Origin of the sequence: Hydrogenophaga sp. (assembly GCF_011390835.1) — a bacterium.
GTDB lineage: Bacteria > Pseudomonadota > Gammaproteobacteria > Burkholderiales > Burkholderiaceae_C > Hydrogenophaga.
Genome location: NZ_JAABRQ010000014.1, coordinates 51,393 through 77,072, shown reverse-complemented (window position 1 = coordinate 77,072; position 25,680 = coordinate 51,393). Strand labels below are relative to the sequence as shown.

General features: G+C 63.8%; 23 protein-coding genes and 3 tRNA genes. 16 read left to right on the top strand and 10 right to left on the bottom strand.

Annotated elements, in window-relative coordinates; translation table 11 throughout:
- Nucleotides 1–32 precede the first annotated feature (32 nt).
- The 3 genes from argG to GPT34_RS10160 all read right to left on the bottom strand — a co-directional run bounded on the left by argG (nucleotide 33) and on the right by GPT34_RS10160 (nucleotide 2,156).
- Nucleotides 33–1,370 (bottom strand): argininosuccinate synthase, encoded by a 1,338-nt coding sequence (argG, locus tag GPT34_RS10170; protein ID WP_291011801.1) that lies wholly within the window; start codon nucleotides 1,368–1,370, stop codon nucleotides 33–35.
- A 37-nt stretch (nucleotides 1,371–1,407) separates the two neighbouring features.
- On the bottom strand, nucleotides 1,408–1,728 hold the full coding sequence (locus tag GPT34_RS10165; protein WP_291011798.1) for a pyrimidine/purine nucleoside phosphorylase: 321 nt from the start codon (nucleotides 1,726–1,728) through the stop codon (nucleotides 1,408–1,410).
- An 83-nt stretch (nucleotides 1,729–1,811) separates the two neighbouring features.
- On the bottom strand, nucleotides 1,812–2,156 hold the full coding sequence (locus GPT34_RS10160; protein WP_291011796.1) for an ArsC family reductase: 345 nt from the start codon (nucleotides 2,154–2,156) through the stop codon (nucleotides 1,812–1,814).
- Nucleotides 2,157–2,212: 56 nt separating this feature from the next.
- On the opposite strand from GPT34_RS10160, the gene folC reads away from it, so the two are divergent.
- The 9 genes from folC (at nucleotide 2,213) to GPT34_RS10115 (ending at nucleotide 9,505) form a co-directional block, all read left to right on the top strand.
- On the top strand, nucleotides 2,213–3,571 hold the full coding sequence (folC, locus tag GPT34_RS10155) for a bifunctional tetrahydrofolate synthase/dihydrofolate synthase (protein WP_291011794.1): 1,359 nt from the start codon (nucleotides 2,213–2,215) through the stop codon (nucleotides 3,569–3,571).
- A gap of 61 nt (nucleotides 3,572–3,632) precedes the next feature.
- Nucleotides 3,633–4,364 carry an SPOR domain-containing protein gene (locus tag GPT34_RS10150; protein WP_291011792.1) on the top strand — a complete coding sequence of 244 codons (732 nt, stop codon included), beginning with the start codon at nucleotides 3,633–3,635 and terminating at the stop codon, nucleotides 4,362–4,364.
- A gap of 31 nt (nucleotides 4,365–4,395) precedes the next feature.
- Nucleotides 4,396–4,902: a CvpA family protein gene (locus tag GPT34_RS10145; protein WP_363356715.1), complete on the top strand. Its 507-nt coding sequence runs from the start codon at nucleotides 4,396–4,398 to the stop codon at nucleotides 4,900–4,902.
- A gap of 10 nt (nucleotides 4,903–4,912) precedes the next feature.
- A complete protein-coding gene (purF, locus tag GPT34_RS10140) occupies nucleotides 4,913–6,415 on the top strand; it encodes an amidophosphoribosyltransferase (protein WP_291011790.1) in 1,503 nt (500 codons plus the stop codon).
- Nucleotides 6,416–6,433: 18 nt separating this feature from the next.
- Nucleotides 6,434–7,657 carry an O-succinylhomoserine sulfhydrylase gene (locus tag GPT34_RS10135; protein ID WP_291011788.1) on the top strand — a complete coding sequence of 408 codons (1,224 nt, stop codon included), beginning with the start codon at nucleotides 6,434–6,436 and terminating at the stop codon, nucleotides 7,655–7,657.
- A 2-nt stretch (nucleotides 7,658–7,659) separates the two neighbouring features.
- The gene (gene gltX, locus GPT34_RS10130) at nucleotides 7,660–9,069 is read left to right on the top strand and encodes a glutamate--tRNA ligase (RefSeq protein WP_291011787.1); all 1,410 of its coding nucleotides are present in this window, start codon (nucleotides 7,660–7,662) and stop codon (nucleotides 9,067–9,069) included.
- Nucleotides 9,070–9,145: 76 nt separating this feature from the next.
- Nucleotides 9,146–9,221 (top strand) — tRNA-Ala (locus tag GPT34_RS10125).
- Nucleotides 9,222–9,296: 75 nt separating this feature from the next.
- Nucleotides 9,297–9,372, top strand: a tRNA-Glu gene (locus GPT34_RS10120).
- Nucleotides 9,373–9,428: 56 nt separating this feature from the next.
- Nucleotides 9,429–9,505, top strand: a tRNA-Asp gene (locus GPT34_RS10115).
- A gap of 96 nt (nucleotides 9,506–9,601) precedes the next feature.
- Here the strand turns inward: GPT34_RS10115 and GPT34_RS10110 are convergent.
- From GPT34_RS10110 to GPT34_RS10100, 3 genes are read right to left on the bottom strand one after another with little or no spacing between them, the layout of a single operon-like run.
- Nucleotides 9,602–10,513, bottom strand: coding sequence for a DMT family transporter (locus GPT34_RS10110; RefSeq protein ID WP_291011785.1), 912 nt, complete (start codon nucleotides 10,511–10,513; stop codon nucleotides 9,602–9,604).
- A 48-nt stretch (nucleotides 10,514–10,561) separates the two neighbouring features.
- Complete coding sequence (locus tag GPT34_RS10105) at nucleotides 10,562–11,083, bottom strand: methylated-DNA--[protein]-cysteine S-methyltransferase (protein ID WP_291011782.1); 522 nt, start codon at nucleotides 11,081–11,083, stop codon at nucleotides 10,562–10,564.
- The gene (locus GPT34_RS10100; RefSeq protein ID WP_291011779.1) at nucleotides 11,080–12,624 is read right to left on the bottom strand and encodes an AlkA N-terminal domain-containing protein; all 1,545 of its coding nucleotides are present in this window, start codon (nucleotides 12,622–12,624) and stop codon (nucleotides 11,080–11,082) included. The genes GPT34_RS10105 and GPT34_RS10100 overlap by 4 nt, the downstream gene beginning before the upstream one ends.
- Nucleotides 12,625–12,746: 122 nt before the next feature.
- Here GPT34_RS10100 and GPT34_RS10095 point away from each other — a divergent pair, with 122 nt between their 5' ends.
- Nucleotides 12,747–14,141: a phosphomannomutase/phosphoglucomutase gene (locus GPT34_RS10095; protein WP_291011776.1), complete on the top strand. Its 1,395-nt coding sequence runs from the start codon at nucleotides 12,747–12,749 to the stop codon at nucleotides 14,139–14,141.
- A gap of 138 nt (nucleotides 14,142–14,279) precedes the next feature.
- Here the strand turns inward: GPT34_RS10095 and GPT34_RS10090 are convergent, their stop codons facing one another.
- Together GPT34_RS10090 and GPT34_RS10085 are read right to left on the bottom strand one after the other, a co-directional pair.
- Nucleotides 14,280–15,530: a glycosyltransferase N-terminal domain-containing protein gene (locus tag GPT34_RS10090; protein ID WP_291011774.1), complete on the bottom strand. Its 1,251-nt coding sequence runs from the start codon at nucleotides 15,528–15,530 to the stop codon at nucleotides 14,280–14,282.
- Nucleotides 15,527–16,933 carry a glycosyltransferase N-terminal domain-containing protein gene (locus GPT34_RS10085; RefSeq protein ID WP_291011772.1) on the bottom strand — a complete coding sequence of 469 codons (1,407 nt, stop codon included), beginning with the start codon at nucleotides 16,931–16,933 and terminating at the stop codon, nucleotides 15,527–15,529. The genes GPT34_RS10090 and GPT34_RS10085 overlap by 4 nt, the downstream gene beginning before the upstream one ends.
- Before the next feature lie 91 nt (nucleotides 16,934–17,024).
- On the opposite strand from GPT34_RS10085, the gene GPT34_RS10080 reads away from it, so the two are divergent.
- From GPT34_RS10080 to GPT34_RS10055, 6 genes are all read left to right on the top strand, one after another.
- Entirely contained in the window at nucleotides 17,025–18,041 is a 1,017-nt protein-coding gene (locus GPT34_RS10080) for a Gfo/Idh/MocA family oxidoreductase (RefSeq protein ID WP_291011770.1), read from the top strand.
- A gap of 13 nt (nucleotides 18,042–18,054) precedes the next feature.
- Complete coding sequence (locus tag GPT34_RS10075) at nucleotides 18,055–18,765, top strand: acylneuraminate cytidylyltransferase family protein (RefSeq protein WP_291011767.1); 711 nt, start codon at nucleotides 18,055–18,057, stop codon at nucleotides 18,763–18,765.
- 20 nt (nucleotides 18,766–18,785) lie between these two features.
- Nucleotides 18,786–19,589, top strand: coding sequence for an SDR family oxidoreductase (locus tag GPT34_RS10070; RefSeq protein WP_291011764.1), 804 nt, complete (start codon nucleotides 18,786–18,788; stop codon nucleotides 19,587–19,589).
- 162 nt (nucleotides 19,590–19,751) lie between these two features.
- Nucleotides 19,752–20,804 (top strand): N-acetylneuraminate synthase family protein, encoded by a 1,053-nt coding sequence (locus tag GPT34_RS10065; protein ID WP_291011762.1) that lies wholly within the window; start codon nucleotides 19,752–19,754, stop codon nucleotides 20,802–20,804.
- Nucleotides 20,797–21,954 (top strand): UDP-N-acetylglucosamine 2-epimerase, encoded by a 1,158-nt coding sequence (neuC, locus tag GPT34_RS10060; RefSeq protein WP_291011759.1) that lies wholly within the window; start codon nucleotides 20,797–20,799, stop codon nucleotides 21,952–21,954. Before GPT34_RS10065 ends, neuC begins: the two co-directional genes overlap by 8 nt.
- 277 nt (nucleotides 21,955–22,231) lie before the next feature.
- Nucleotides 22,232–23,158 carry a class I SAM-dependent methyltransferase gene (locus GPT34_RS10055; RefSeq protein ID WP_291011757.1) on the top strand — a complete coding sequence of 309 codons (927 nt, stop codon included), beginning with the start codon at nucleotides 22,232–22,234 and terminating at the stop codon, nucleotides 23,156–23,158.
- On the opposite strand, the gene GPT34_RS10050 is transcribed toward GPT34_RS10055, so the two are convergent.
- Nucleotides 23,133–24,401 carry an O-antigen ligase family protein gene (locus tag GPT34_RS10050; RefSeq protein ID WP_291011754.1) on the bottom strand — a complete coding sequence of 423 codons (1,269 nt, stop codon included), beginning with the start codon at nucleotides 24,399–24,401 and terminating at the stop codon, nucleotides 23,133–23,135. The genes GPT34_RS10055 and GPT34_RS10050 overlap by 26 nt on opposite strands.
- A gap of 162 nt (nucleotides 24,402–24,563) precedes the next feature.
- Nucleotides 24,564–25,667: a rhamnan synthesis F family protein gene (locus GPT34_RS10045; RefSeq protein WP_291011751.1), complete on the bottom strand. Its 1,104-nt coding sequence runs from the start codon at nucleotides 25,665–25,667 to the stop codon at nucleotides 24,564–24,566.
- Between the last annotated feature and the right edge of the window lie 13 nt (nucleotides 25,668–25,680).

Genomic DNA, 25,680 nt, shown 5'->3' with positions numbered 1-25,680 from the left:
GGCCTTTTTCAGGTGTCAGGCCGTTCAGCCGTTCAGCTCTTTTGCTCGCCTTCCAGGCGCAGCATCTCGGCGCCTTCGCCCAGCGACAACAGACCGCTCTTGGCATAAATGCCCAGCTTGGCGCGGGTGTCCACAATGTCGAGGTTGCGCATGGTGAGCTGGCCGATGCGGTCCTGCGGCGTGAAGCTGCCAGCGACCTTTTCCATGCTCAGCCGCTCGGGGTGGTAGGTCAGGTTGGGGCTGTCGGTGTTGAGCAGCGAGTAGTCGTTGCCTCGGCGCAGTTCGATCGTGACCTCACCGGTGACGGCGCGCGCCACCCAGCGCTGCGCGGTTTCGCGCAGCATGATGGCCTGCGGGTCGAACCAGCGGCCCTGGTAAAGCAGGCGGCCCAGGCGCAGGCCGTTGATGCGGTACTGCTCGATGGTGTCTTCGTTGTGGATGCCAGTGACCAGGCGCTCGTAGGCGATGAACAGCAGGGCCAGGCCGGGCGCTTCGTAGATGCCTCGGCTCTTGGCTTCGATGATGCGGTTCTCGATCTGGTCGCTCATGCCCAGGCCATGGCGCCCGCCGATGCGATTGGCCTCCAGGATCAGCTCCACCGGTGAGTCGAAGGTTTTGCCATTCAAGGCCACGGGTTGGCCTTCTTCGAAGCGCACGGTGACGGTTTCGCGCTTGACCTCAACCTCGTCTTTCCAGAACGCCACGCCCATGATGGGGTTGACGATGCCGATGCCGGTGTTCAGGTGTTCCAGGTCCTTGGCTTCGTGCGTGGCACCCAGCATGTTGCTGTCGGTGCTGTAGGCCTTTTCGGCGCTCATCTTGTAGCCAAATCCGTTGGCGGTCATGAAGGCGCTCATCTCGGCGCGGCCACCGAGCTCGTCGATGAACAGCTGGTCGAGCCAGGGCTTGTAGATTTGCAGGCTCGGATTGGTCAGCAGTCCGTAGCGGTAGAAGCGCTCTATGTCGTTGCCCTTGTAGGTGCTGCCATCGCCCCAGATGTTGACGTCGTCTTCTTTCATGGCCGAGACCAGCATGGTGCCGGTCACGGCGCGGCCCAGCGGCGTGGTGTTGAAGTAGGTCACGCCGGCGGTGGTGATGTGGAAGGCGCCACATTGCAGCGCTGCAATGCCTTCGTGCGCGAGCTGGGTGCGGCAGTCGATCAAGCGCGCTTTTTCGGCGCCGTATTGCAGGGCTTTGCGCGGGATTTCATCGTAGTCCGGCTCGTCGGGCTGGCCCAGGTTGGCGGTGTAGGCGTAGGGGATAGCGCCTTTCTGTTTCATCCAGAGCAGGGCGGCGCTGGTGTCCAGACCGCCGGAGAAGGCGATACCGACTTTTTGATTCAGAGGCAGGTTTTGAAGAATGGTGGCCATAAGAGTGCAGGGAAGCAACCGCCGCAGCGGCTGAGGGTCAGCCGTAGTGGCAGATGTAGTGAAAAGCCTCGCTCACGCGGATGTCGAAGCTCGATTGGCCGGGCACGCTGAAGCGGTCACCGGGGCCGATGCGGTGCCAGGTGTTGCTGCCAGCCAGTTTGTATTCACAGCCACCCGCCACACACTCCATGATTTCGGGCGCGGTGGTGCCAAAGGTGAGCGCAGCGGGCAGCACCACGCCGACGGACTTTTTGCTGCCATCCGCCAGCGTGATGCCGTGGCTGACGCACTTGCCGTCGAAATAGATGCTGGCCTGGGTGGTGACGGAAACCCCGTCGATCTGGGAGGTGATGGTCATGTGTGGGGGGGGCAAACAGGGCTAACCGCCCATTTTAGGCGGCGCCGGCGCGCAGGCTCTTCGGTCGGGCCGCTCGCCTGAGCTCACACCCGGCGCTGCCAGTCTGCCGCGTCAAAGCCCACGGTCACCGCCGGGCCCCATTCCACCACCGGGCGCTTGATCACGCTGCCATGACCGAGCATGAGGGCGCGGGCGCTGGCGGCGTCCACCACGGCCTGGCGTTCGGATTCATCCAGTTTGCGCCAGGTCGTTCCCTTGCGGTTGACCAATGTCTCCCAGCCCACCTCGGCCAGCCAGCGGTCGAGCGCCGCTTCGGGCACACCTTGTTTCTTGAAGTCGTGAAAGCTGTGCGCGGCGCCCTGTTCATTCAGCCATGCGCGTGCCTTCTTGACAGTGTCGCAGTTGGGGATGCCGTAGACGTGAATCATGGGGCAATTGTCTCCCAAGCCCGCGCGAGCTTCGAGCGCAATGGGAGAATCGATGCATGCTCAACATCCCGCTGCCGACCCACCCCACCACCCTGCCCGAATGGCTTGCTCGCTGCGAGCAGCTGCATCCCAAGCAGATCGACATGGGGCTGGAGCGGGTGCAACTGGTGGCCCGCCGCATGGGGCTGGGGATGGGCTGCCCGGTGATCACGGTGGCTGGCACCAACGGCAAAGGCTCGACCTGCGCGATGCTGGAGGCGGTGTACGGTGAGGCGGGCTTTCGCACCGGGGTCTACACCTCGCCGCACCTGGTGCACTTCGAGGAGCGCTGCCGGATTGGTGGCGAGGCGGTGGCTGCCAGCGAGCTGCTGCCGGCGTTTGCCGAGGTGGACGCGGCGCGCCTGGGGGGGGCGGACGAGGCCGAGGTCAGCCTGACCTACTTCGAGTTCACCACGCTGGCCATTCTGCGCACCCTGTCGCGCAGCGTGCTGGACGTGGCGATCCTGGAGGTGGGCCTGGGCGGGCGGCTGGACGCAGTCAACGTGATCGACACCGATTGCGCTGTCATCACCTGCATTGCGCTGGACCACATGGAGTACCTGGGGCCTGACCGCGAGGCCATCGGCTACGAGAAGGCGGGCATCATGCGCACCGGCCGTCCGGTCGTGGTGAGCGACCCGGTTCCGCCGCAAAGCGTGCTGGACCGGGCGCTGGAGGTGGGTGCGCAGCTCTGGCGCATCGGCCAAGACTTCCATTTTGCGGGCGACCAGCAGCAATGGGGCTGGGCCATGCACCCGTCGCACGGCGCCCGCCGCTACAGCGGACTGGCCTATCCGGCGCTGCGAGGCGCCAACCAGCTGGTCAATGCGGCTGGCGCGCTGGCCGCGATCGAGGCCCTTCGCGGCCACCTGCCGGTGACCGCCCAGGCGGTGCGAAACGGGCTGGCCATGGTGGAGTTGCCGGGTCGCTTTCAGATCGTGCCAGGCACGCCGACCCTGGTGCTGGATGTGGCGCACAACCCGCATTCGGTGGCCGCGCTGGCCGAAAACCTGGATGCGATGGGCTTTTACCCGACCACCCACGCCGTGTTCGGCGCCATGGCCGACAAGGACTTGCCAGCCATGCTGGCGCGCATCAGCCCGCTGATCGACCGCTGGCACCTCACCGACCTGCCGTTGGCGCGGGCCGCCAAAGCCGCGGCGCTGGCGCCCATCGTCGAGGCCAGCCCAGCGCCGGGTCTGGCCCGCTGCAGCACCGTGGCCGGCCTGTACAGCAACCCCCAGGACGCCCTGCAGGCAGCCGTGTCCGGCGCGGACCCCGCTGATAGAATCGTAGTCTTTGGATCGTTCCACACGGTGGGGGGTGTTTTGCAGGACGGCGTGCCCCGGCTCCAGGCCAAACACCTGTCCTCCTGATCGCCTTTTCGCCTCAGCGCTGCCGGCCGCGACCCGCTCGCGCGGCAACTCAATCGTCCCCATGTTTGCTCCCCGCTCCAGCGCATCCGGTAAAGCCGCTCAGCCTCAGCCCCAGAGCGTCGAGGCCGTCCGCCGACGTGCCCGGCATCGCCTCATTGGTGCTGCGGTCCTCGTGTTGATCGGCGTGATCGGTTTTCCCCTGCTGTTCGACACCGAGCCGCGGCCGATTTCGGTCGATATTCCGATCGAGATTCCCGCCAAGAACGCGCCACCTGCGCTGGCCGCTGCCAAGAAAGCCGCCGAGGCGCCACCGGCAGCACCCAGTCTGAGTGCCAATGAAAGTCTGGGCGCGCGAGAAGAGGTGGTGGATCCGACCCCGCCTGAACCCAAGCCAGCCGCCAAGGTCGAGCCCAAGATCGAGGCGAAAAAAGCAGATGAGCCGACGCCGAAAGCCGAGGCGCCAGCGGCACCCAAGCCCGCGGCCAAGTCGGCGCCGAGCGCCGATGCCGATCGGGCCAGGGCCTTGCTGGAAGGCAAGATACCCGATATGCCTGCGGCCACCGGCGAGCGCCTGGTGGTGCAGGTGGGGGCGTTTGCTGAAGCGTCGGGCGCGCGAGAAGTGCGCCAAAAGCTGGAGCGCGCTGGCCTCAAGACTTACACCCATGTCGCCAACACGGCCGACGGCCAGCGCATCCGGGTTCGCGTTGGCCCGTTTGCCAGCCGTGCCGAGGCCGAGAAGGTGGCTGCCCGCGTCAAAGCGCTGGGGTTGCCCGCAGCCATTCTCACGCTGTGATGAGTGCAGCACATGGACGAAAGCGTGTCGCATGAGCTGGGTCGACTGGGCCTTGCTCGCGGTGCTGCTGGTCTCTGCCCTGGTGGGGCTGTGGCGCGGATTGGTGTACGAAGTGCTGTCGGTCGCAGGATGGGTGCTGGCCTTCGTGCTGGCGCAGGCCTGGGCCGAACCGGTCGGGATGTTGCTGCCGATGGACGGTGCAGCGCCGCCGCTGCGTCTGGCGGCAGGCTTTGCCGCGGTGTTCATCGCAGTGGCGTTTGCGGCCGGTCTGCTGTCGTGGCTGATCAAAAAAATGGTCGAGTCGGTGGGCTTGCGGCCGGTCGATCGGGTGCTGGGGGGGGGTGTTTGGCGTGTTGCGCGGGTTGGTGATCCTGCTCGGCGTCACGCTGGTGATGAGCATGCTGCCGCCCAGCGCGCAAGCGGGTTGGCGAGCTTCACCGGTGGCGCAAACGCTGAACGCTTCGCTGCATACCTTGAAGCCCCTGTTGCCCGACGCGGTGTCGCGTCATCTGCCTTGAACCCTGGCTTTTCTCTTTGAGGATCTGAACATGTGTGGAATCGTGGGCGTGGTCAGCCAGGCGCCGGTCAATCAGTTGATTTACGACGCCTTGCTGCTGCTGCAGCATCGCGGGCAGGACGCAGCGGGCATCGTGACCGAGCTGGACCGCAAGTTTTTCATGCACAAGGCCAAGGGCATGGTGCGCGACGTGTTCCGCACCCGCAACATGCGTGCCCTGCCGGGTGCGAGTGGGCTCGGCCAGGTGCGCTACCCCACGGCGGGCAACGCCTACAGCGAGGAAGAGGCGCAGCCGTTCTATGTGAATGCGCCGTTTGGCATCGTGCTGGTGCACAACGGCAACCTGACCAACGCCCACGCACTCAAGCAGGAGCTGTTCCAGGCTGACCACCGGCACATCAACACCGACAGCGACTCCGAGGTGCTGCTCAATGTGCTGGCGCACGAGCTGGAGAAAGTCTCGCGCGGCATGGTGCTCAAGCCAGCCGAGGTGTTTGCCGCGGTGCGCAATGTGCACCAGCGTGTGCGGGGCTCTTACGCCGTGATCGCGCTCATCGCTGGCCATGGCTTGCTCGCCTTCCGCGACCCGTACGGCATCCGACCTCTGTGTGTCGGTCAGGGTGAGGCTGGCGTGATGGTGGCCAGCGAGTCGGTGGCGCTGGAGGGCACGGGCTTTGACTTGCTGCGCGATGTGTTGCCGGGTGAGGCGGTATTTGTCGCCAACGATGGCCAGATGCTGTTCCAGCAATGTGCCGACAAGGTCAGCCACAACCCCTGCATATTTGAGTACGTGTACCTGGCGCGTCCCGACTCGGTGCTCGATGGCATTTCGGTCTACCAGGCACGCCTGAACCTGGGCAAGACCCTGGCCAAACGCGTGGTATCGACGTTGCCACCCAACGAGATCGACGTCGTCATCCCCATCCCCGAGTCCTCGCGCCCCAGCGCCATGGAGCTCGCCAAGCTGCTGGGCCTGCCGTACCGAGAGGGCTTCGTCAAGAATCGCTACGTGGGCCGTACCTTCATCATGCCGGGCCAGGGTGTGCGCAAGAAGTCGGTGCGCCAGAAGCTCAACGTGATCGTCAGCGAGTTCAAGGGTCGCAATGTGCTGCTGGTGGACGACTCCATCGTGCGCGGCACGACCAGCCGCGAGATCGTGCAGATGGCGCGCGACGCTGGTGCGCGCAAGGTGTTCCTCGCGAGTGCGGCGCCACCGGTTCGCTTTCCCAACGTTTACGGTATCGACATGCCCACGCCCAACGAGCTGGTGGCGCATGACCGCACGGTGGAAGAGGTGCGCGCCGTCATCGGCTGCGACGCGCTGATCTACCAGGATGTGGCCGGCATGAAGCAGGCCATCGGCTCGCTGAATCCCGCGCTGTCCGGCTTTGATGCCTCCTGTTTCGATGGCGTCTATGTCACCGGTGATATCACGCCCGAGCACATCGCCAGCCTGAATCACGGCCGTGATCAGGCTGAGGAGGGCGAAGAAGACAGCTCGCGCCTAGCCCTGCCCAATGCGGCGTCGGCCTGACCGAGGGCAGTGTCTGTCATGAGCGACCAGTCCAGCGGGCGCAGCCCGACACCCTCGCTTCATCGCGACACTCTGGCAGTGCGCGAAGCTTCGGAGCGCAGCCAGTACGGCGAAAACTCTGAGGCCTTGTTCCTCACCAGCGGGTACGTGCAGCCTTCGGCCGAAGCGGCGGCGCGCCGTTTTGCTGGCGATGAGGACGGCTACACCTATGGCCGCTACGGCAATCCCACGGTGGCCAGCTTCGAGCGGCGCCTGGCAGCCTTGGAAGGCAGCGAGGCCTGCATCTCCACCGCCTCGGGCATGTCGGCCATCCTGATGATGTGCATGGGCCTGCTCAAGGCGGGCGACCATGTGGTTTGCTCGCAGTCCATGTTTGGCTCCACCATCAAGCTGATTGGCACCGATTTGGCGAAATTTGGCGTGTCGTCCAGTTTCGTGTCGCAGACCGACGTGGCCGCCTGGCGTGCCGCCGTCCAGCCCAGTACCCGGCTGCTGTTTGCCGAGACCCCCACCAACCCGCTCACCGAGGTGTGCGACATCCAGGCCTTGGCTGACATTGCGCACAACGCCAGCGCGCTGCTGTGCGTGGACAACTGCTTTGCCACACCTGCCTTGCAGCGGCCCATGGACCACGGTGCCGACCTTGTGATGCACTCCGGCACCAAGTACCTCGACGGCCAAGGCCGCGTCATGGCCGGTGCGCTGTGCGCCAGCGAAGCGCTGGTCACCAAGACCTTTCTGCCGGTGCTCAAAAGCGCCGGCATGACGCTCTCCCCCTTCAATGCCTGGGTGGTGCTCAAGGGTCTGGAGACGCTGGACATCCGCATGCGGGCCCAGTCGGCCCGTGCGCTCAGCCTCGCGAACTGGTTGCAGGATCACCCGAAAGTGGCGCGTGTGTTTTACCCCGGTCTCGCTAGCCATTCGCAGCATGCGCTGGCCATGGCCCAGCAATCGGGTAGTGGCGGTGCGGTGCTGTCGTTCGAGATCAAGGCGGGCGATCCTCAACAGGCTCGCGCTTGTGCATTTCAGGTGCTCGATTCGATGCAGCTGCTGTCGTTGTCCACCAACCTCGGTGACACCAAGACCCTGGTGGCGCACCCGGCCAGCACCTCCCATGGCCGCCTGACGGAACAGCAGCGCCAGGCCGCAGGTTTGAACCAGGGCCTTATCCGGGTGGCCGTTGGCCTGGAACACCTCGACGACATCACGGCCGACCTCGATCGCGGTCTCTCATTGCTTTGAACATGTCCACCGTCCGCACCCGCTTCGCACCATCTCCAACTGGCTTCATTCACCTGGGCAACATCCGCTCGGCGCTGTACCCCTGGGCGTTTGCCCGCGCCAATGGCGGCGTGTTCATCCTGCGCATCGAAGACACCGATCTGGAGCGCTCGTCTCAGGCGGCGGTGGACGTGATCATCGAAGGCATGCGCTGGCTGGGGTTGGACCATGACGAGGGGCCGTTCTACCAGATGCAGCGCATGGATCGTTACAAGGCCGTGCTGGCGGAAATGGTCGCAGCCGGTCACGTCTACCCCTGCTACATGAGCATGGCTGAGCTTGACGCTCTGCGCGAGCGCCAGATGGCTGCCAAGGAAAAGCCGCGCTACGACGGTGCCTGGCGACCCGAGCCGGACAAGGTCCTGCCCCCTGTACCTGAAGGCGTGAAGCCCGTGCTGCGCTTCAAGAATCCGCAGGGCGGTGTGGTGGCCTGGGAAGACAAGGTCAAGGGCCTGATCGAGATCCGCAACGACGAGCTCGACGATCTGGTGATCGCGCGGCCCGACGGCACGCCGACCTACAACTTCTGCGTGGTGGTGGACGACATCGACATGGCCATCACCCACGTCATCCGCGGCGACGACCACGTGAACAACACGCCGCGCCAAATCAACATCTTTCGCGCGCTGGGCCAAGAGCCACCCATCTACGCGCACCTGCCCACGGTGATGACCGAGACCGTGGACGAGCAGGGCGAAAAGCACGTGTCCAAGATGTCCAAGCGCAACGGCGCCAAACCTGTGACGCAGTACCGCGACGAAGGTTACTTGCCCGATGCCATGGTGAACTACCTGGCGCGCCTGGGTTGGAGTCATGGTGACGACGAAATCTTCAGCCGCGCGCAGTTTCTCGACTGGTTCAACCTCGACCACCTGGGCCGCAGTGCGGCGCAGTTCGACGAAGCCAAGCTGCGCTGGGTCAACGCCCAGCACCTCAAGGCCATGGACGATGGTGCGCTCAGCACCCTGGTGGCCGAGCAACTGGCCAAAGCAGGCATCAAAGCCGATGACCGCTTGCCCGCCATCTGTGGCCTGTTCAAGGACCGCTGCGACACCACGGTGGCGCTGGCGCTTTGGGCGAGTGCTTTTTACGCGCCGGTCACCCCGAACGCCGATGAGCTCACCCAACACGTGACCGATGCAGTGAAGCCAGCGATACAGGCGCTAGCGACTCAGCTCGGTGACTGTGCCTGGGACAAAGCCAGTCTGTCTGCCGCCATCAAGGCCGCGATCACTGCGCATGGGCTCAAGATGCCACAACTGGCGATGCCGGTGCGCGTGCTGCTCATGGGCACCGCGCAGACGCCCTCGCTGGATGCGGTGCTGGCGTTGCACAATCGCGAAACTGTTTTGCAACGGCTGCGGATCGCCTGAAAAAATGTCCTATAATTTGAGGCTTGCTGAAATGCAGCGGATTGGTGACGATCCGGCGCCGATCAGCAATCCCTGTGGGGGTATAGCTCAGCTGGGAGAGCGCTTGCATGGCATGCAAGAGGTCAGCGGTTCGATCCCGCTTACCTCCACCACAATTTGACAGCCGGGCCGAGAAGCAACTGCATACCGCACTGCTACAATGCTCGACTCGGAAGTTCCAAGGTTTTGACCCTATCGTCTAGAGGCCTAGGACATCACCCTTTCACGGTGAGTACCGGGGTTCGAATCCCCGTAGGGTCGCCAAGTTTGTGGCACTTGGTCTGGCGCCGAAAGGCATCAGGCGAAAGCCTCACCACTGCGGAGTGGTAGTTCAGTTGGTTAGAATACCGGCCTGTCACGCCGGGGGTCGCGGGTTCGAGCCCCGTCCACTCCGCCAAGCATGCAGAAGCCGCCCCGTCGCAAGATTGGGCGGTTTTTTGTTGCGCGTTCGCGATGGGATCGTTGGCCAAGGGATTCTCGCGAGACTGCTGTATCAGCGAGCACGAACCACTGTGCGGATGTTCACCAGCCCGGTCGATAGCGCCGTGCCGACAATGATCACCGCACCGCAAAGCAGGGTCCAGCCGGTGATGCTCTCGTCCAGAAACCACACGCCGTAGATCAGCGCAAACACTGGCACCAGAAACGTCACCGTCAAGGCCTTGGACGGGCCGGCCTGTTCGATGATGTGAAAGAACAGGATGTAGGCCACCGCGGTGCAGAACAGCGCCACCGCGGACACAGCTAGCCAGGCTGTGGAGCTCACGCCTTGGGTCGGCCACAGCCACAGCGTGGGCAGGGCCAGCCCGAGGGTAGCCCCGAGCTGGCTGCCCGCAGCGGTGGCCAGCGGATGAGCGCCGGCCAAGTGGCGTTTGGTGAAGCTCGCGGCCACGCCGTAGCAAAGCGTGGCGAGCAGGCAGGCCCCCATGGCCAGCAGGCTGATGGTCGTGTTGCCACCCGCCAGTGACCCGACCGGGGCCACGCCCGACTTGCCCAACACCAGCAGCGTTACGCCCAGAAACCCGATTCCCAGGCCCAGCGCGCGCGAGCCACCCGGCCGGTCTTTCAGCCACAACCAGGCCACCACGGCACCGGAAAGCGGCACGGTGGCGTTGAGGATGGCGGTGAGGCCCGTGTTGATGTGCAGCACCGCAAACGAGAAGAACGCGAACGGCAACGCCGAATTGAGCAGGCCGACCAGCAGGATGGGCCGGGCACGGCGGCGGAAGTCGGTCCACACGCCACGCACCAGGAACACCGGGAGCAGGAACATCGCAGCCAGTCCCACGCGCAGGCCGGCGGTGGGTAGTGCACCAAACTCGGCAGCTCCCAGCCGCATGAACATGAAGGAGGCGCCCCAAAGGGCGGCGAGCAGACAGAATTCGGCGATCAGGGTGGGTGACATGCGCAGAGTATGCGGGGTCGGGTGCTCGTCAGAGACGACTCACTGATGCTATTGAGCCAGCGCATTGATGCGCCCGCCCTCCAGGGTCAACAAGGCCGATTTGCGTGGCAAGCCACCGGCGTAGCCGTTGAGCTGGCCGTCAGCGCCCAGCACGCGGTGGCAGGGCACCACGATGCCGACCGGGTTGCGTCCAATGGCGGCGCCCACCGCCCGCACCGCGCTGGCGCGCCCGCAGGCTTGCGCGATCTGACCGTAGCTGGCGGTCTGGCCGTAGGGAATGGTCAACAGCGCGCGCCACACGGCTTGCTGAAACGCCGTACCGGCTGACAGGTCCAGCGGCAGGTCGAAGGTGTTGGCCTCACCGTTGAAATAGGCGCTGAGCTGCAGCGCTGCCCGGCGCAACAGTGGGTGGTCTGCATCGATGGTCCAGTTGGCGACGATCTGGGCATCAGGCTGGTGTTGCTGATCGTCAAACCACAGACCCGCCAGGCCTTGTTCGCTGCCGGCCAGCAGCAGCGGGCCCAGTGGCGAAGCCACGGTGGTGCAGGCCAGGGTATGAGGCAGTTTCATGGCGACTCGCTTTCGGAAGAGGGGGCGTGGGCAGATCGGTGGCAACCTGCCCACGCGCGGATGACGGCATAGCCGCGCCACGGTTGCCAGGCGGCGGCTTGGAGCGCGGCGGCCTGCTCGGCCAAGCGACCGCGCAGCGGCGACAGGCCCAGCGCGGCGTGCACCGCCACATCGCCCGGAGGCCATGCATCGGGCCAGCGCAGCGCGCGCAGGGCGATGTACTGCGCGGTCCACGGGCCAATGCCAGGCAACTGCTGCAAGGCTTGCACGGACGCCGGGATGTCGGCCTGATCGCTCAGGTCGAGCGAGCCGTCGCAGACCGCACGCGCTAGCGCCTGGATGGCCGCCTGACGCTGGCGCACGATGCCGAGCGCGCCCATTTCGGCGGGATCGGCTTGCGCCAGGGCCTGTGGGGCGGGGAAGAGGCGGGTCAATTGCGGAACAGGCGTGATCAGCGCTTCACCGAAGCGCTCGATAAGGCGGGCTGCGAGGGTACGCGCAGCGGCGACCGTGATCTGCTGGCCGAGCACGGCGCGCACCGCGAGCTCGAAGCCGTCCATGCAGCCCGGCACGCGCAGGCCATCACAGGCGGGGAAATCACGGTGTAAGCTGGCGTTGATGGCCTGTGGATCGGCGTCAAGGTCGAACATGGCGCGCACGCGCCACAGCACGTGGGGTATTGCGGCCTGCAAGCCAGCACTGAGTTCCAGCGTCACTTCGTTCGCCTCGGGCTTGAAGTGCGCTTGCAGCCAGCCGGTGTGAGATGCCCCGTCGATGCTGAGAGAGAAGGTGCGGGCATACAGGCGCGCAACGCTGTCGACCCGCTCCACGCCGGGCAATTGCCGCGTCGCCAGAAAGGCCAGCATGGCGCCCTCATCGTAGGGCGGGCGCCAACCGAGACGGGCGGTGCAGGTGGTGCGGTCGGTCGGGGCCAATGCCTTGCTGCGCGGGGTCGGCCGCAATTGCCTCGGGCTCAGCCCGTAGCGGGCCTGGAACGCGGCATTGAAGCGGCGCACGCTGCCGAAACCGCTCATCTGAGCCACCTGATGCACCGACAGGCGGGTGTCAGCCAGCAGCTGCTTGGCGGCCAGCAACCGGCGCGTCTGCAGGTATTGCAGCGGCGACACGCCGAGGTCATGCTCGAAGGCGCGGCGCAGATGCCGGTCGCTCACCCCCAGGCGCTGAGCCAGCGCAAGCAAGGGAGAGCCGCAGTCTGGGAGGGCCCAGCTGGCGGGTGCGTCCAGCAGCTTCGTGGCCTCGCGCACCAGGATGCTGCAGGCGTCCTGGTTGGACCAGTGACGGTCCAGCGGGGCCAGTTCGGGCCGGCAGCGCAGACAGGGGCGGAATCCGGCGCCTTCGGCCTGCGCCGCGTGGTCAAAGAAACGGCAGTTCTCGCGCCGCGGCAAGCGCACCCGGCAGACTGGTCGGCAGTAGATGCCGGTGGAGGTGACACCCACAAAAAACCGACCATCAAAACGCGCGTCATGCGCCGCCAGCGCCCGGTAGCGGACTTCGTCAGCGTGTCGTGCGGCGTGATCCATGGCGTGCATGTTACGTGGAAGGCCGCGATCTGACTGGCCGTTTCCGGACTTTTGCCTCACTCGCTGAGCGCAGGGTCATCCCTACAATGTTTGTCACCTATGTTCTTCAGGGAAACCGTTTCATGCAAGTTGCCGCTTCGATCTTCAAGGCCTATGACATCCGGGGTGTTGTCCCTAGCACCGTGAACGAGGACGTGGCCGAAGCACTGGGCCTGGCGTTTGGCACCGAGGCCCGGCGCCTGGGTGAGCAGGCCGTAGCGGTCGGCCGCGATGGCCGGCTCAGCGGACCGGCGCTCTCCGCGGCCTTGATCCGCGGGCTGGTGGCCGCAGGCATCGATGTAATCGATATCGGTATGGCGACCACGCCCATGCTGTACTTTGCTGCCAATACCCTCTGCCAGAGCGGTATCCAGGTCACCGGTAGCCACAACCCCAAGGACTACAACGGCTTCAAGATGGTGCTGGCTGGTCGCGCCATCTACGGTGACGACATTCAGGCGCTGCGCCGCACGATGGAGACCGAATCGCATCAGCGCGCCGAGGGCGGCCAGGTCCGGCACGTGGATGTGTCAGACGAGTACCGCGACCGAATCACGGGCGACGTCAAGCTGAGCCGGCCCATGAAGATCGTGATGGACTGCGGCAACGGCGTGGCAGGCGCGTCTGCGCCTGCGCTGTTCCGGGCCCTGGGTTGTGAAGTGATCGAGCTCTTCAGCGAAGTCGACGGGGAGTTCCCGAATCACCATCCGGACCCGAGCAAACCCGAAAACCTGCAAGACCTCATTCGCATGTTGCGTGAGACTGACGCCGAGCTGGGTCTGGCCTTTGATGGCGACGGCGACCGCCTGGGCATCGTCACGCGCGACGGTCAGAACATCTACCCTGACCGGCAGATGATTCTGTTTGCTCAAGACGTGCTGTCGCGCGTGCCCGGCGGCAACATCCTCTTCGATGTGAAGTGTTCGCAGCGCCTGGCGCCGGCGATCGAGGCAGCGGGTGGTGTCGCGCATGTGTACAAGACCGGCCACTCGCTGATCAAGGCGCGCATGAAGGAACTGGACAGCCCGCTCGGCGGCGAGATGAGTGGCCACATCTTTTTCAAGGAACGCTGGTACGGCTTCGACGATGGCAGCTACGCCGGCGCGCGCCTGCTGGAAATCCTGAGCCGCAGCCCCGACGCCAATGCCGTGCTCAACGCCCTTCCCACCAGCCACAGCACACCCGAACTCAATGTGGCCTGCGCGGAGGGCGAACCGCACGCCGTGGTCGAAAAGCTGGTTGAACTGTCGGCCACTTATCCGGCGTTCGCTTTACCCGCCAAGGTGTCCACCATCGACGGCGTGCGTGTGGACTGGCCGGATGGCTTCGGTCTGATCCGCGCATCCAACACCACACCGGTGCTGGTGCTGCGCTTCGAAGGGCACACGCCCGAGGCCCTGCACCGCATCGAGGCGGTGATGCTGGCGCTGCTGTTGCAGGTCAAGCCCGACGCAGTGGTGGGCAGCGCCGCGCACTGAGATTAGGCCCACCTCCGCCGCGTTTCGCACGACCCTCTAAAGGGGGGGCATTGGCCGCTCGGCAAAGCCGCTTCCGCGGTGCCCTGGGCTAACTCCCCCCCTTTCTTCTGAACCTTCTGTCTGGGTCAAGCTGAAGCGCTAAGAGAGATGCGACAACAAGCGAGTCAGCAATGCCTCTGCCTGCTCGTCTTTCGGGCGTCTATCCTCGCGCTGTCGCGGTGAGAGCCAAGCGGCTTGCACGGCTTTCGCGATCTCGGCGACATCGCCCACGCGTTGGCTCAGGCCTTGTTCGTCCAGCGCGGTGTAGCTCTCGCTGAAGTTCCACACCTGGGGGCCGTGCAACACGGCGCAGCCCAGCGCCAGAGGTTCGTGGGGGTTGTGGCCGCCGACTGCCGCCAGCGATCCGCCGACCAGCGCCACAGGCGCCAGCCGATACCACAGGCCGAGTTCGCCGATGGTGTCGGCGATGTACACCGGCGTTTCGTTTGCCAGGCTGGCGCCCTGGCTGCGTTGCGGCGAGCCGGGCGGACACAGGGCAGCCACCTCGGTGCCGCGGATAGGCACGCGCGGGACGATGATGAGCAGGGCGTCGGGTGCAAGCTCGCGCAGCTGGGCGTGGGCCGCCAGCGCCAGTGCTTCTTCGCCTGGGTGGCTGGAGGCGAGTAGCCACCGCGGACGCTGGCCCAACGCACGTTGCCAGCGCGCCAGCTCGGCCGCGTTGCAGGTAAGCGGTGGCGACATCGTCTTGATGGTGCCGCTCACGGTGATGGACTCGGGCTGAGCCCCGAGTGCTTGCAGGCCACGCGCCGATTCGCTGTTTTGCACAAACACGTCGGTGAACCCGGGCAGCAGCGCCTGGTAAACCCACCGGCCCCAGCGCCGTTTGGCCAGCGACTTCTCTGACAAGCGTGCATTCACCAGCACGCGAGGCACTCCGGCATCGTCAGCGGCTGCAATCAGCGCGGGCCATAGGTCCATCTCGCACCACAGCGCAAGGCGGGGGTGCCAGTGCGCCATGAAGCGCGCCGTGGCCTCGGGCGTGTCCACCGGGGCGAACTGGTGCTGACAGCGCGGCGGAAGCCCCTGCCGTTGCAAGGCGTCGCCCGAGGTGCGCGCGGTGGTGGTGATGAGAAAATGGAGATCGGGGCGCTCTATACCGAGACGGTGGAACAGGCCGGCGAGTGCCATGGACTCGCCCACGCCCACCGCATGGCCCCAGACCAGCGGACCGTCGGGGCGTGGAGGCATCTGCAGCGCCAGTTTTTGCTGGATGCTGGCCGCTGTTTCCTTGCCGCGCAATAGGCGGTGCTGCAGGCCCCGGTGCCAGACCGGCGCCAGTGCCCGTGCCAGGCGCAGATAGGCGCGCAAGGCCAGGGGTCGACGGCTCATGGTGCGCGCTCCTGCAGCCAGGGCATCAACGTGGCCATGTGCTTGTCGGTGGCGCCGCCGTGTTCGGCAAAAAATGCCGCTGCACCGGCCGTCGCCTGTGCATAGGCCTGCGGTGAAGTCAGTAGCGACAACAGCGCCTGCGCCAGGCGGTTCGCGTCGGCGTGCTGCTGCAACACCCCAGCAGCCAATGCTTCAGCGCCAGGATACTCAATGCCCCAGATGCTGGGCCCCACCATCACCGGCTTCTTGAGCGCCAGCGGTTCGATCACGTTGTGTGCGCCGGTGTCCACAAAGGACCCGCCGACCACCACCACCTGCGACAGCGCGAGGTAAAAGTACATCTCGCCCAGCGAGTCGCCGAGCAAGACATCGACATCCGCCATCTTCAGGTTCTCGTCTGGCTGAAACGCTGCATCGAGACAGGCGCTGCGCCGAACCACACGCAAGCCCGCTTCTGCCAGCAACCGCTCGCTCTCGTCAAAACGCTGTGGGCTGCGCGGCACGCAGACGAACAGCGGCGGAGTCGCTGACTGCTTGGCCAGTGCTTGGCGGATGGTCTGCATGGTGCTGACAAAAGTGGCGTCCTCGCCCACCACCACACTGGCAAAACACACGACGGGTCGCCCACTTGGCGTGTGGGTGGCCAGCCCCCACTGTCGCGAGAGTTCGCTGGCAGCATGGAGTTGCTGTGGCGAGGCAGGCAGATCAAAGCGCGTTTCCCCGGCGATCACCACACGCTCACAACCCAGCTGACGAAACCTCTGGGCATGGGTGTCCGACTTGCACAGCACCAGCTCGTAGGCCTGGAATAGCGCGGCGCGAAACCCCCACCAGCGCTTCCTGTCTCGGATGAAGCTTTCTTTCGGGTACTGCGCATTGGCCATGGCCAAGGGCACACCTTGGGTGCGCAGCGTGGCGAGCAGCACCGGCCAGGTGTCGATCTCGGTCATGACCGCCGCGCGCGGATTCACCTGGCGGATGAAGCGGCGCACCGCCCAGCCCAGCTCCAGCGGCAGATACGCCACGGCCAGCCGGCCTTGTGCAATGGGTTCGTCGAACAGCTGCTGTGCCGCCGTGCGGCCCGCCGGCGTAAGTGTGGTGATCACGATGGACAGGCCTTCGGCTAGCAGCGCGCGCACCAGCGGGGCAGCGCCTCGCAGCTCGCCCATGGACGCCGAGTGGACCCACAGCGGACGGTGCAGCGGGGTGTGGGTGTTGCCAAACCGCTCGCCCCAGAATTGCCGGTAGAGCGGCTCGCGCCGCCCGCGGCGCCAGAGGAACAGAAAGACCACGGGCAGCAGCGAATGCCACAGCAGCTGGTAGAGCGCAATGAGCCCCGCCATGCGCCGGCTGGGGGGAAATCGCCGCAAGGGCGGGCGTGGATCGTGCGGGGTGTCTGGCATGCGGGCGGGGGGCTCGGGCCAGTATAGTAAGGCCCTGGGTTCGACGCCGCCGTTGTCCCACCGATCCTCGCTCTGAAATCACCTCCCCTGCATGAACATTCTGGTTGTCGGCACCGGCTCCATCGGCAAGCGACACATCGCCAATCTGCTGGCTTTGGGGGTGCAGGTCCGAGCGTACAGCTACCGGCTGGCCTCGGGTGCAGCGCAGAGCGGATCGGTGTTTGACGATGCACGCGTGCAACGCGTGCTCGACCTGAACCAGGCGCTGGCCTCGGACGTGCAGGCTGTCGTCGTCGCCAACCGCACCGATCAGCACCTGCCCGTTGCGTTGCAGGCCGCTCGCCACGGCAAACACCTCTTCATCGAAAAGCCGCTGGCCGCTTCGCTGGCTCAGGTTCAGCATCTGGTGGATGCCGTGGCCGAGCGGGGCACAGTGGTGGAAGCTGGCTTCATGCTGCGGCATCACCCCAATCTGCGCTGGATGCAGACGCACCTGGCCAGCGGTGCCTTGGGTGAGCTGATGCATGTGCGCGCGGCGGTAGGCCAGTGGCTACCCGACTGGCGGCCTGGTACCGACCACCGCCAGGGCTATGGCGCCTTTCGCGCACAGGGTGGCGGTGTGATTTTTGATCTGGTGCACGAGCTCGATCTGGTTCACTGGCTGGTCGGCCCGGTAGTCGATGCGAGTGCCATGACCCGCGTCGTGCCGGCGCTGGAGATCGAGACAGAAGGCATCGCCCAGATCGGCTTGCGCATGGCCTCTGGCGTGCTGGCTCAGGTGCATCTGGACTATGTGCGTCCAGGCTATGGGCGTGAGATGGAGCTGGTGGGTCGCCACGGCGTGCTGACCTGGGATTACGCGGCCGGTACGGTGTCGCTCACCCGCGCCGGCGCAGCGCCCGAGGTGGTGCACCGCGTGCCTGAAGGTTTTGAGCGCAACACCTTGTTTCGCGACCACATGGCGCATTTTCTGCAGCGCATTGAAAAGCCGAGCTTACCTGCGTCGTCCTCGTTGGCCGACGCGGTGTCGGTGCTGCGCATCGCGCTCGCGGCTCACCAGTCCGACCGAGAGCGGCGCTGTGTTCGCCCCGAAGATGTGACCCCTTGAAAGATCGACTGACATGAACATCACCTGCTTCATCGGTGCGCGAGGCGGCTCCAAAGGCGTTGCCGGCAAAAACTTCCGCCCCTTGCTGGGCAAACCCCTGATCGCCTGGAGCATCGAGCAAGCACTGGCCTGCCCGGAAATCAAGCGCGTGGTGGTGTCCACCGACAGCGAAGCGATTGCCGAGGTGTCGCGCCAGGCCGGAGCTCACGTGCCTTTCATGCGCCCCGCCGAGCTCGCCAACGACACCGCGGGCAAGTGGGAGGTGTGGCAGCACGCGCTGGCCGCCACCGACGCTCACTTTGCTGGCGACCCGATTGACCTCTTTGTGGACCTGGATTGCACCTCACCGCTGCGCGAGGTGGCCGACATTTCTAGGGCCATTGCGCAGTTTCAAACCGCCGATGTGGACGCCGTCTTCACCGTCTGCGAGGCGCGCAAGAATCCTTACTTCAACATGCTGGAGGTGGACGAAGGCGGCAGCCTTCGCATCTGCAAGCAACTACCCAAGCCCATCGTGCGGCGGCAGGACGCGCCCAAGGTGGTGGAGCATGTGGCCTCCATCTATGTGCTCTCGCCCGACTACCTGCGGCGCGGCACCGGCTTGCTCTCGGGCCGCACGCAGGGTTACGACATCGGTTCGGCCAAGAGCCTGGATATCGACAGCGAATTCGACTTTGAGCTGGTGGAGTACCTGATGCGCAAGCGCCTTGGCCTGCCCACCTGAAACCCAACTCAGGACACGACATGACACAACGATTTGATCTGACCGGCAAGGTGGTGGTGGTGACCGGTGGTACTGGTCTGCTGGGCTCGGCCTATTGCCAGGGGCTGGCCGAACATGGCGCCCAGGTGGTGATGGCCGATCTGGCCGCCGCCGATCCGGTGGCCAAGGCCCGGGCGGTCAAGTCGCCTCAAGGCCCAGGCGCGTGGGGCATCGTCTGCGACGTGGGCGTGGAGGCCGATGTGGTGGAGCTGTTCCAGACCGTGCTGAAGAAATTCGGACGTGTTGATGCGGTGCTCAACAACGCGGCGGCCACTGGCGAACACCTGATGCGCCAGGGCGCTGTGTTCACGTCGTTTGAAGACTCCACCCTGGCGGTGTGGGAGCAGGCGATCCGCGTCAACCTCACCGGTGTCTATCTGGTGGCCCGCGAAGGCGGCAAGGCCATGCTCCAGGGTGGAGGCGGTAGCCTGGTCAACGTGTCGAGCACCTATGGCGTGGTCGGACCCGACCACCGTATATACGAAGGCATGAAATTCAATTCCCTGCCCAGCTACGCGGCGGCCAAGGCCGGCGTGCACGGCCTCACGCGCTGGCTCGCCACCTACTGGGGAGAGAAAGGCATCCGGGTCAACACGCTGGTGCCTGGTGGAGTGCAAAACAACCACGACCCAGAGTTTGTTCGCCGCTACGTCGCGCGCACCCCGCTGGGCCGCATGGCCAAGCCAGAGGACATGGTGGGCATGATGATCTACTTGGTGTCCGATGCTTCGGCGTACTCGACGGGGCAGCAGTTTTTTGTCGAGGGCGGCTGGACCGCTGTGTAGCGATGACTACCCCTACGCCGTGTACCTGAGATGCCCCTCTGCGTCGCTTCGCGCCTTCCCCTCGATGGGGGGGCCACGCCAGCAGCCCGGCGGAGCCGGTTCTGCGGCGTGCGCTGGACGAAGACACGTCGATCTGAAAATTTCTTTCCCTAGGACGCTTCCATGAAAATCGCTCACCGAGAAATTGGTCCTCAGCACCCGCCGCTGGTGATCGCCGAGATCGGCATCAACCACGGCGGTAGCCTGGACGTGGCCAAGGGCATGGTCAGTGCGGCGCACAGCGCTGGCTGCGAAATGGTCAAGCACCAGACGCATTTCGTCGACGACGAAATGACCGACGAGGCCAAGCAGATCTTTCCGCCCAATGCGGACGTGTCCATTTGGGAGGTGATGGAGCGCTGCGCCCTGTCCAAGGACGACGAGATCGCGCTCAAGAAGCACGCCGAGTCGCTCGGCATGATCTATATCTCCACACCTTTTTCACGCGCTGCCGCCGATTTTCTGAATGACATTGGCGTGGCCGGCTACAAGATCGGTTCGGGCGAATGCAACCACCTGCCGCTGATCCGCCACATCGCCGGATTTGGCAAGCCCATCATCATGAGTACCGGCATGCAGACGGTGGAGACTATGCGGCCTTCGGTGCAGGCGCTGGACGAAGCGGGTGTCGAATACGCGCTGCTGGAGTGCACCAATCTCTACCCTTCGCCGCCCGAGATCGTGAGCCTGCAAGGCATTAACGAGCTGCGGGCAGCCTTCCCGCTCGCTGTGATCGGTTTCTCCGACCACAGCATTGGCCCGTCGATGGCGCTGGCCTCGGTGGCGCTGGGCGCCTGCATTCTGGAGCGCCATTTCACCGACACGCGCTACCGCAAGGGGCCGGACATCTCCTGCTCCATGGACCCCGCCGAACTCAAGTTCCTGATCGACCGGTCGCGCGAAATCCACACCGCGCTGCACAACCCCAAGCAGCGCACCGGGCCCGAAGAAGACGTTTACCGCTTCGCACGTGGCTCCATGGTCGCCGACAAGGATCTGCCCGCCGGTCATGTGGTTGGCGCCACCGATATCTGGGCGCGCCGTCCCGGCTCGGGCGAGATTTCGGTGCAACATTTCGACCGGCTGGTGGGCGCGCGCCTGACCCGCGCGGTCAAGCGCAACCAGCAGTTGCTGTGGAGCGATCTGGACGGCGTGACGCCGCTGGCGAATGCCTGAAGTGCAAGGCGAGAGCAACAAGGAGCGCGTCACCGGCAAGCGGCTGCTGTTCGTCACCGGCACGCGAGCCGACTTCGGCAAGCTCGAACCTCTGGCCACCGCTGCAGCATCGGCGGGTTTCGCCATCAGCTTCTTCATCACTGGGATGCACATGATGCGACGCTACGGCGAAACCCGGTTGGAAGTGAAGCGTTTTCCTGGTGCCGAGTTCTTCGAGTTCGTGAACCAGCGCGAGGGCGACGCGCAGGAGTTCATTCTGTCCAAGACGCTGCTCGGGTTCTCCGACTTCGTGCACGAACACCGGCCCGACCTGGTGGTGATCCACGGCGACCGTGTCGAGGCACTGGCAGCGTCCATCGTCTGCGCCATGAAGTACATTCCTTCGGCCCACATCGAGGGAGGGGAGGTGTCGGGCACCATTGACGAGAGCATCCGCCACTGCAACACCAAGCTGTGCGCCACGCATTTCGTGAGCTCCGAGGCGGCGCGCGCTCGCGTACTGGCGCTGGGCGAGTCCGCCGACAGCGTGTACAACATCGGCTCACCCGAACTCGATACCCACGCCCAACCATCTGGCGTGACCATCGAGGAGGTCAAGGCGCGCTACGAAATCCCATTTGATGATTACGGCATCGTGATCTTCCATCCGGTGACCTCCGAGGTCGCCACCATGGGAGCCCAGGCTCGCGCCCTATTCGATCGTCTCGAGGCCAGTGGACGCAACTTTATTGTCATCTCGCCCAACAACGACCCTGGTACGGAGGATATTTTTGCGGTAATTGACGAGCTGCCAAGGGAACGGTTTCGACAGATACCGTCGATGCGATTCGCCTATTTCTCTGAGCTGATGCGACACGCTGCTGTAATGGTCGGGAACAGCAGTGCTGGTGTACGGGAGGCGCCGTTTCTCGGGCTACCGAGTTTGGATGTGGGCACGCGGCAGACCAATCGTGCCCAATCTCCGTCGGTGGTCGGTTGTCGCGCCGATGAGCACTCGATCATTGATCGTTTCCTGATTGATCGGTGGAAAGTCAGGTTCGAATTGGATTCTTCTTTCGGTGCGGGTGACGCTGCGCATAAGTTTGCCGCGGTGCTTTCGGATGCCACCTTCTGGGACCGGACGCTGCAAAAGGTGTTTGCCGATGCCTGACGGCTCATCTGCATCTACCGAGCTGCTTAACATGGTTTGTTCCAATGGTTTGTTGGTCAGACTGCAACGTAGGCCATGGCAGTCGAGGCTGGGTGTGATCCAGCGGCATGGCTGCTTTGTCAAGGTGGCTGGCAAATAGCCACAGGAGCCTCGAGAGGATTTCTATTAAGTGCTACAGGGGCGTAAGATTTTGAATCACGAGACGTTTTCCGAATGGCCGATTGAGGACTTGGACGTTGTCTCGGCCTGTCCGGTTTGTTCGAGTGCGGAGGGGGTCTTGCAACACGAAGGTGTTGCCGACTGGAGCTTCAACACGGCGCCGGGCCACTGGCACTATTGGCGATGCACTGTTTGCGAGACTTTGTATCTGAACCCGCGGCCTACCCCACAGTCCATCGGTCGTGCCTATGCAAGCTACTACACCCATTCAGGCCAAGGCACACACTCGATGTTCCAGAGTTGGCGGCAACGGTGGAAGAACGAGCGCTTGTCTGAACGATTTGATCGCAACATCGAACCGCGCCTCAACTTGCCTCGGCTGTTCAGGTCCTCGATTGCGAAGCGTGCGCAGCGAATCGCATTGCCCTTCGGGTGGCAGGAGCTCGCTGATTTACCGCCTGGCCGGTTGATGGATGTCGGTTGCGGTTCGGGCGCCACGCTGAGTCTGGCCTTGCAACTGGGATGGAAGGCGGAGGGTCTAGAAATGGACCCAGAAGCGGTGCGAGCGGCGCAGGCGGCGGGCTTGAGCGTGGGGGATGGTGGATACGAGCGTCTCTCTCAGTCCCCTTCGAGCTTTGACTGCGTGCACTGCTCGCATGTCATCGAACACGTCTTTGATCCCAGAGATTTGCTTCGCGTGGTGTTTGCAGCACTCAAGCCAGGAGGCACTCTGATCTTGGCCACGCCCAACGCGCTCAGCGATGTGCACCTCCACTTTGGTCGTTATTGGCGTGGACTGGAGGCACCTCGACACCTCATGATCTTTTCTGAGTCCACGTTGAGTGGTCTCTTGATGGAACAGGGCTTTGTGGTGGATTCAAGGTGTGATCAGCAACTGGAAACCATCAGGGAGTCTGCACGCATCGCAAACGGCAACAAGCGGATACGCTCACAAGATCGGGCGCAAGCGAGGCAATTGCGGCAGTCACTGGATAGAACACCTCACGGGCAAGACTTCATCAAGCTGGTGGCTCACAAGCCTTGAGCCTTTGCCCCTTGTCGGTCGACTTTTCCAGCGAATTGCTGGCGAGCAAAAGGCCGAGCATTGAGTAGGTGAAATAGCTCTGTCCGCGCCACCAAAACGGCACATTGATCAGGCTGTCCACCACAAGAATCAGCAAGAAAGCGAAGAGCGTTGCTCGTTCGGGGAAGGGCGATGCGTGTGCGACCGCACCGATGCGCCACAGCAGCCAAACGAACGCCAGCAAACCAGGCAAGCCAAGTTCCATACCGAAGAAGAGGTACTGGTTGTGCGGATGGTCGCAAACCCAGGTGCAGTGCCCAAAGTGCTTCGCTGCCTGTTGGTGGTAGGTGCCGATGCCGCTGCCCAACAAGGGCTGGTCCAGTGTTCGATCCAGGGCAAAGCGCCACATATCGATGCGTGCACCCAGTGAAGTCAATTCAAAGGGCTGGTAGTTGATCACCTCGTGGTATCCGAGAAGGATACGGTCTTTAATCAAGGGGCTGGAAACCATGGCGGCAAGGCCGATCAGACCAGCGGCCAGGGTCACTGGCAGACGCTTAGACTTGGGTGTGGCCAAGGCAATGAACACCACTGTGACCAGAGCCATGGCCACCAGACCGGAGCGACCTGCAAGCAGGAACAGCACGCTGCAAAACGCCAAGACGGCGGCGCTACCCCAAGCAAAACGGCCAGCCCAGGTTTTGCAGGTGGTGGCATGTTGGAGTATCCAAGCGACAGCCACAGCGGTCATCACGCTTTGTGACACATGTTCAATGAACACACTGTGATCCTGACCCAGCCCTTGGTTTTGTGTCTTCGACCATGGCAGATCAAGCAGCACATTGGCATAGGTCGACGCCACCACGATGCTCATCGAGATTCCAAATGCCCACCACGCACGGTTTCGCCAGCGTTCCTCAGTCAATGTGAACAGAATCATCAGAACCAACAGTAACTTGGAGTAGACCTTCAGGCTGGTCAAAATGGCGTCCCATGGCGCAGGACTGAAGACAGACCAGCAAACAACTATGCCAGCAAGAAGCAGCAAAGGTGCTGTGACTGGCTGCTTGGCCAAGAGCGCCGCCTTCGTCTGGAATTGGCCTTGTACCATCCAGCCGAGCGCAAACAGCAAGCCCGTCACGATGAAGAGTGACCGAGAAATTGGCGCCGCAAAGACCATGGCCACCACGGCCCAACCACACCACTGATCGGTGAAGTTTCGCCACTGAGGCCAGGCGCTGGGGTTAGATGCAGAGGACAGCATTGGAGGCTAGGGGAAATACAGGTGTCACCCAAGATCGGGCGAACTCTGGATCAGGTCTGGCGAGGGAAGCAGACACAGAGCACGTGTTCGGATGGCGCAGACGGAGCCATTGCAAGTTGCCTGCGGGTCGATTTTTGCGGAGCCATGGTTGCTGCAACTCGCTCAGTCCAGCAGCGCATTCAAGTCATTCATGATGGATGCGTGAGCGATCGGCAGGCTGCCTTCCAGCATGGCATCCCGCACCTTGTACAAAGCCTTAAGGTTGTTCCAGTCACGGGATTTCTTGAGATATGGCACAGCAAAGACGCTGAGCGAGGCGATGGGCGCCGTAGCGAGGATATTCTGTTTTTCCGTGGCGGCCATGGCGAGTTCCAGTGCTCTATTGCGCCACTCTGGCGAGGAATCGAACTGAATGACCGCATCGGCGATCTGGGTCTCCAGGCGCTCATCAATCGTCACTAACTGTTGCAAGACCCGCACCAAAGCATGGTTGGATTGTCGGCCAAGGTAGGCATCCAGTCCCGATCGCGTGTAAATGGCCTCGTATGAAACGCCAGCGTCCATCAACGCATGCGATAGACCCCGCTCTCCCCGTCGGATGGTCTTGTATTTGTTGCTGGTGTTCTCGTATCCACTCCAGAACATCCGGAAAGCCGAGTGCTCCCAGGCATTGCGCTTGAACATCAAGAAAAAAGATCCGAAGAAGGGGCGCTTTTTACGTGGGATACCCTCAACCTGGCGAAGAGGATCGAGCTGCAGCGCCCCGACAAAGTCTGCTGAACTGCCTTCCATGCAATCGATGAGCGTTTCGTTGCCAGTCAATGGAAACCATATGCTGTCGTTGAGCACGATCAGTGTCTCGGGGGCGATCTGCCACTGCTGTAGAAGCCAGATGCCGTCTCGGTAGCCACCAAAGTCATAGCCAAAATTGGGACGTTCGGCCATGCGCCAGACCCAGGGCGCGAGCATTTGACGGTCAGCTGCAGAAAGTGGGGCGTTGCTGATGATGAGCGGCGAGTAGCCTTTGGCCACCAGGTGTTCGCAGGTCCACCGCGTGGAGTCTGCTACCCCTTGGGGTTGGTACACAAGCAACAGGGCAATCTTCTTTCTCTTCGCCACATCGCCGTGCTGGGGCTCCAGCAACACCGAGCGCTGCGCATCGTGCTGCCTTCGTTGAGCCGGCTCACTGAAAAACTCAGGGATGCCGCGCAGCTGTTGCCTGATGCGGTTGATCTCGCGGACCAGTTTCCATTTCAGAAGGCCCATTCTTCAGAAAGCC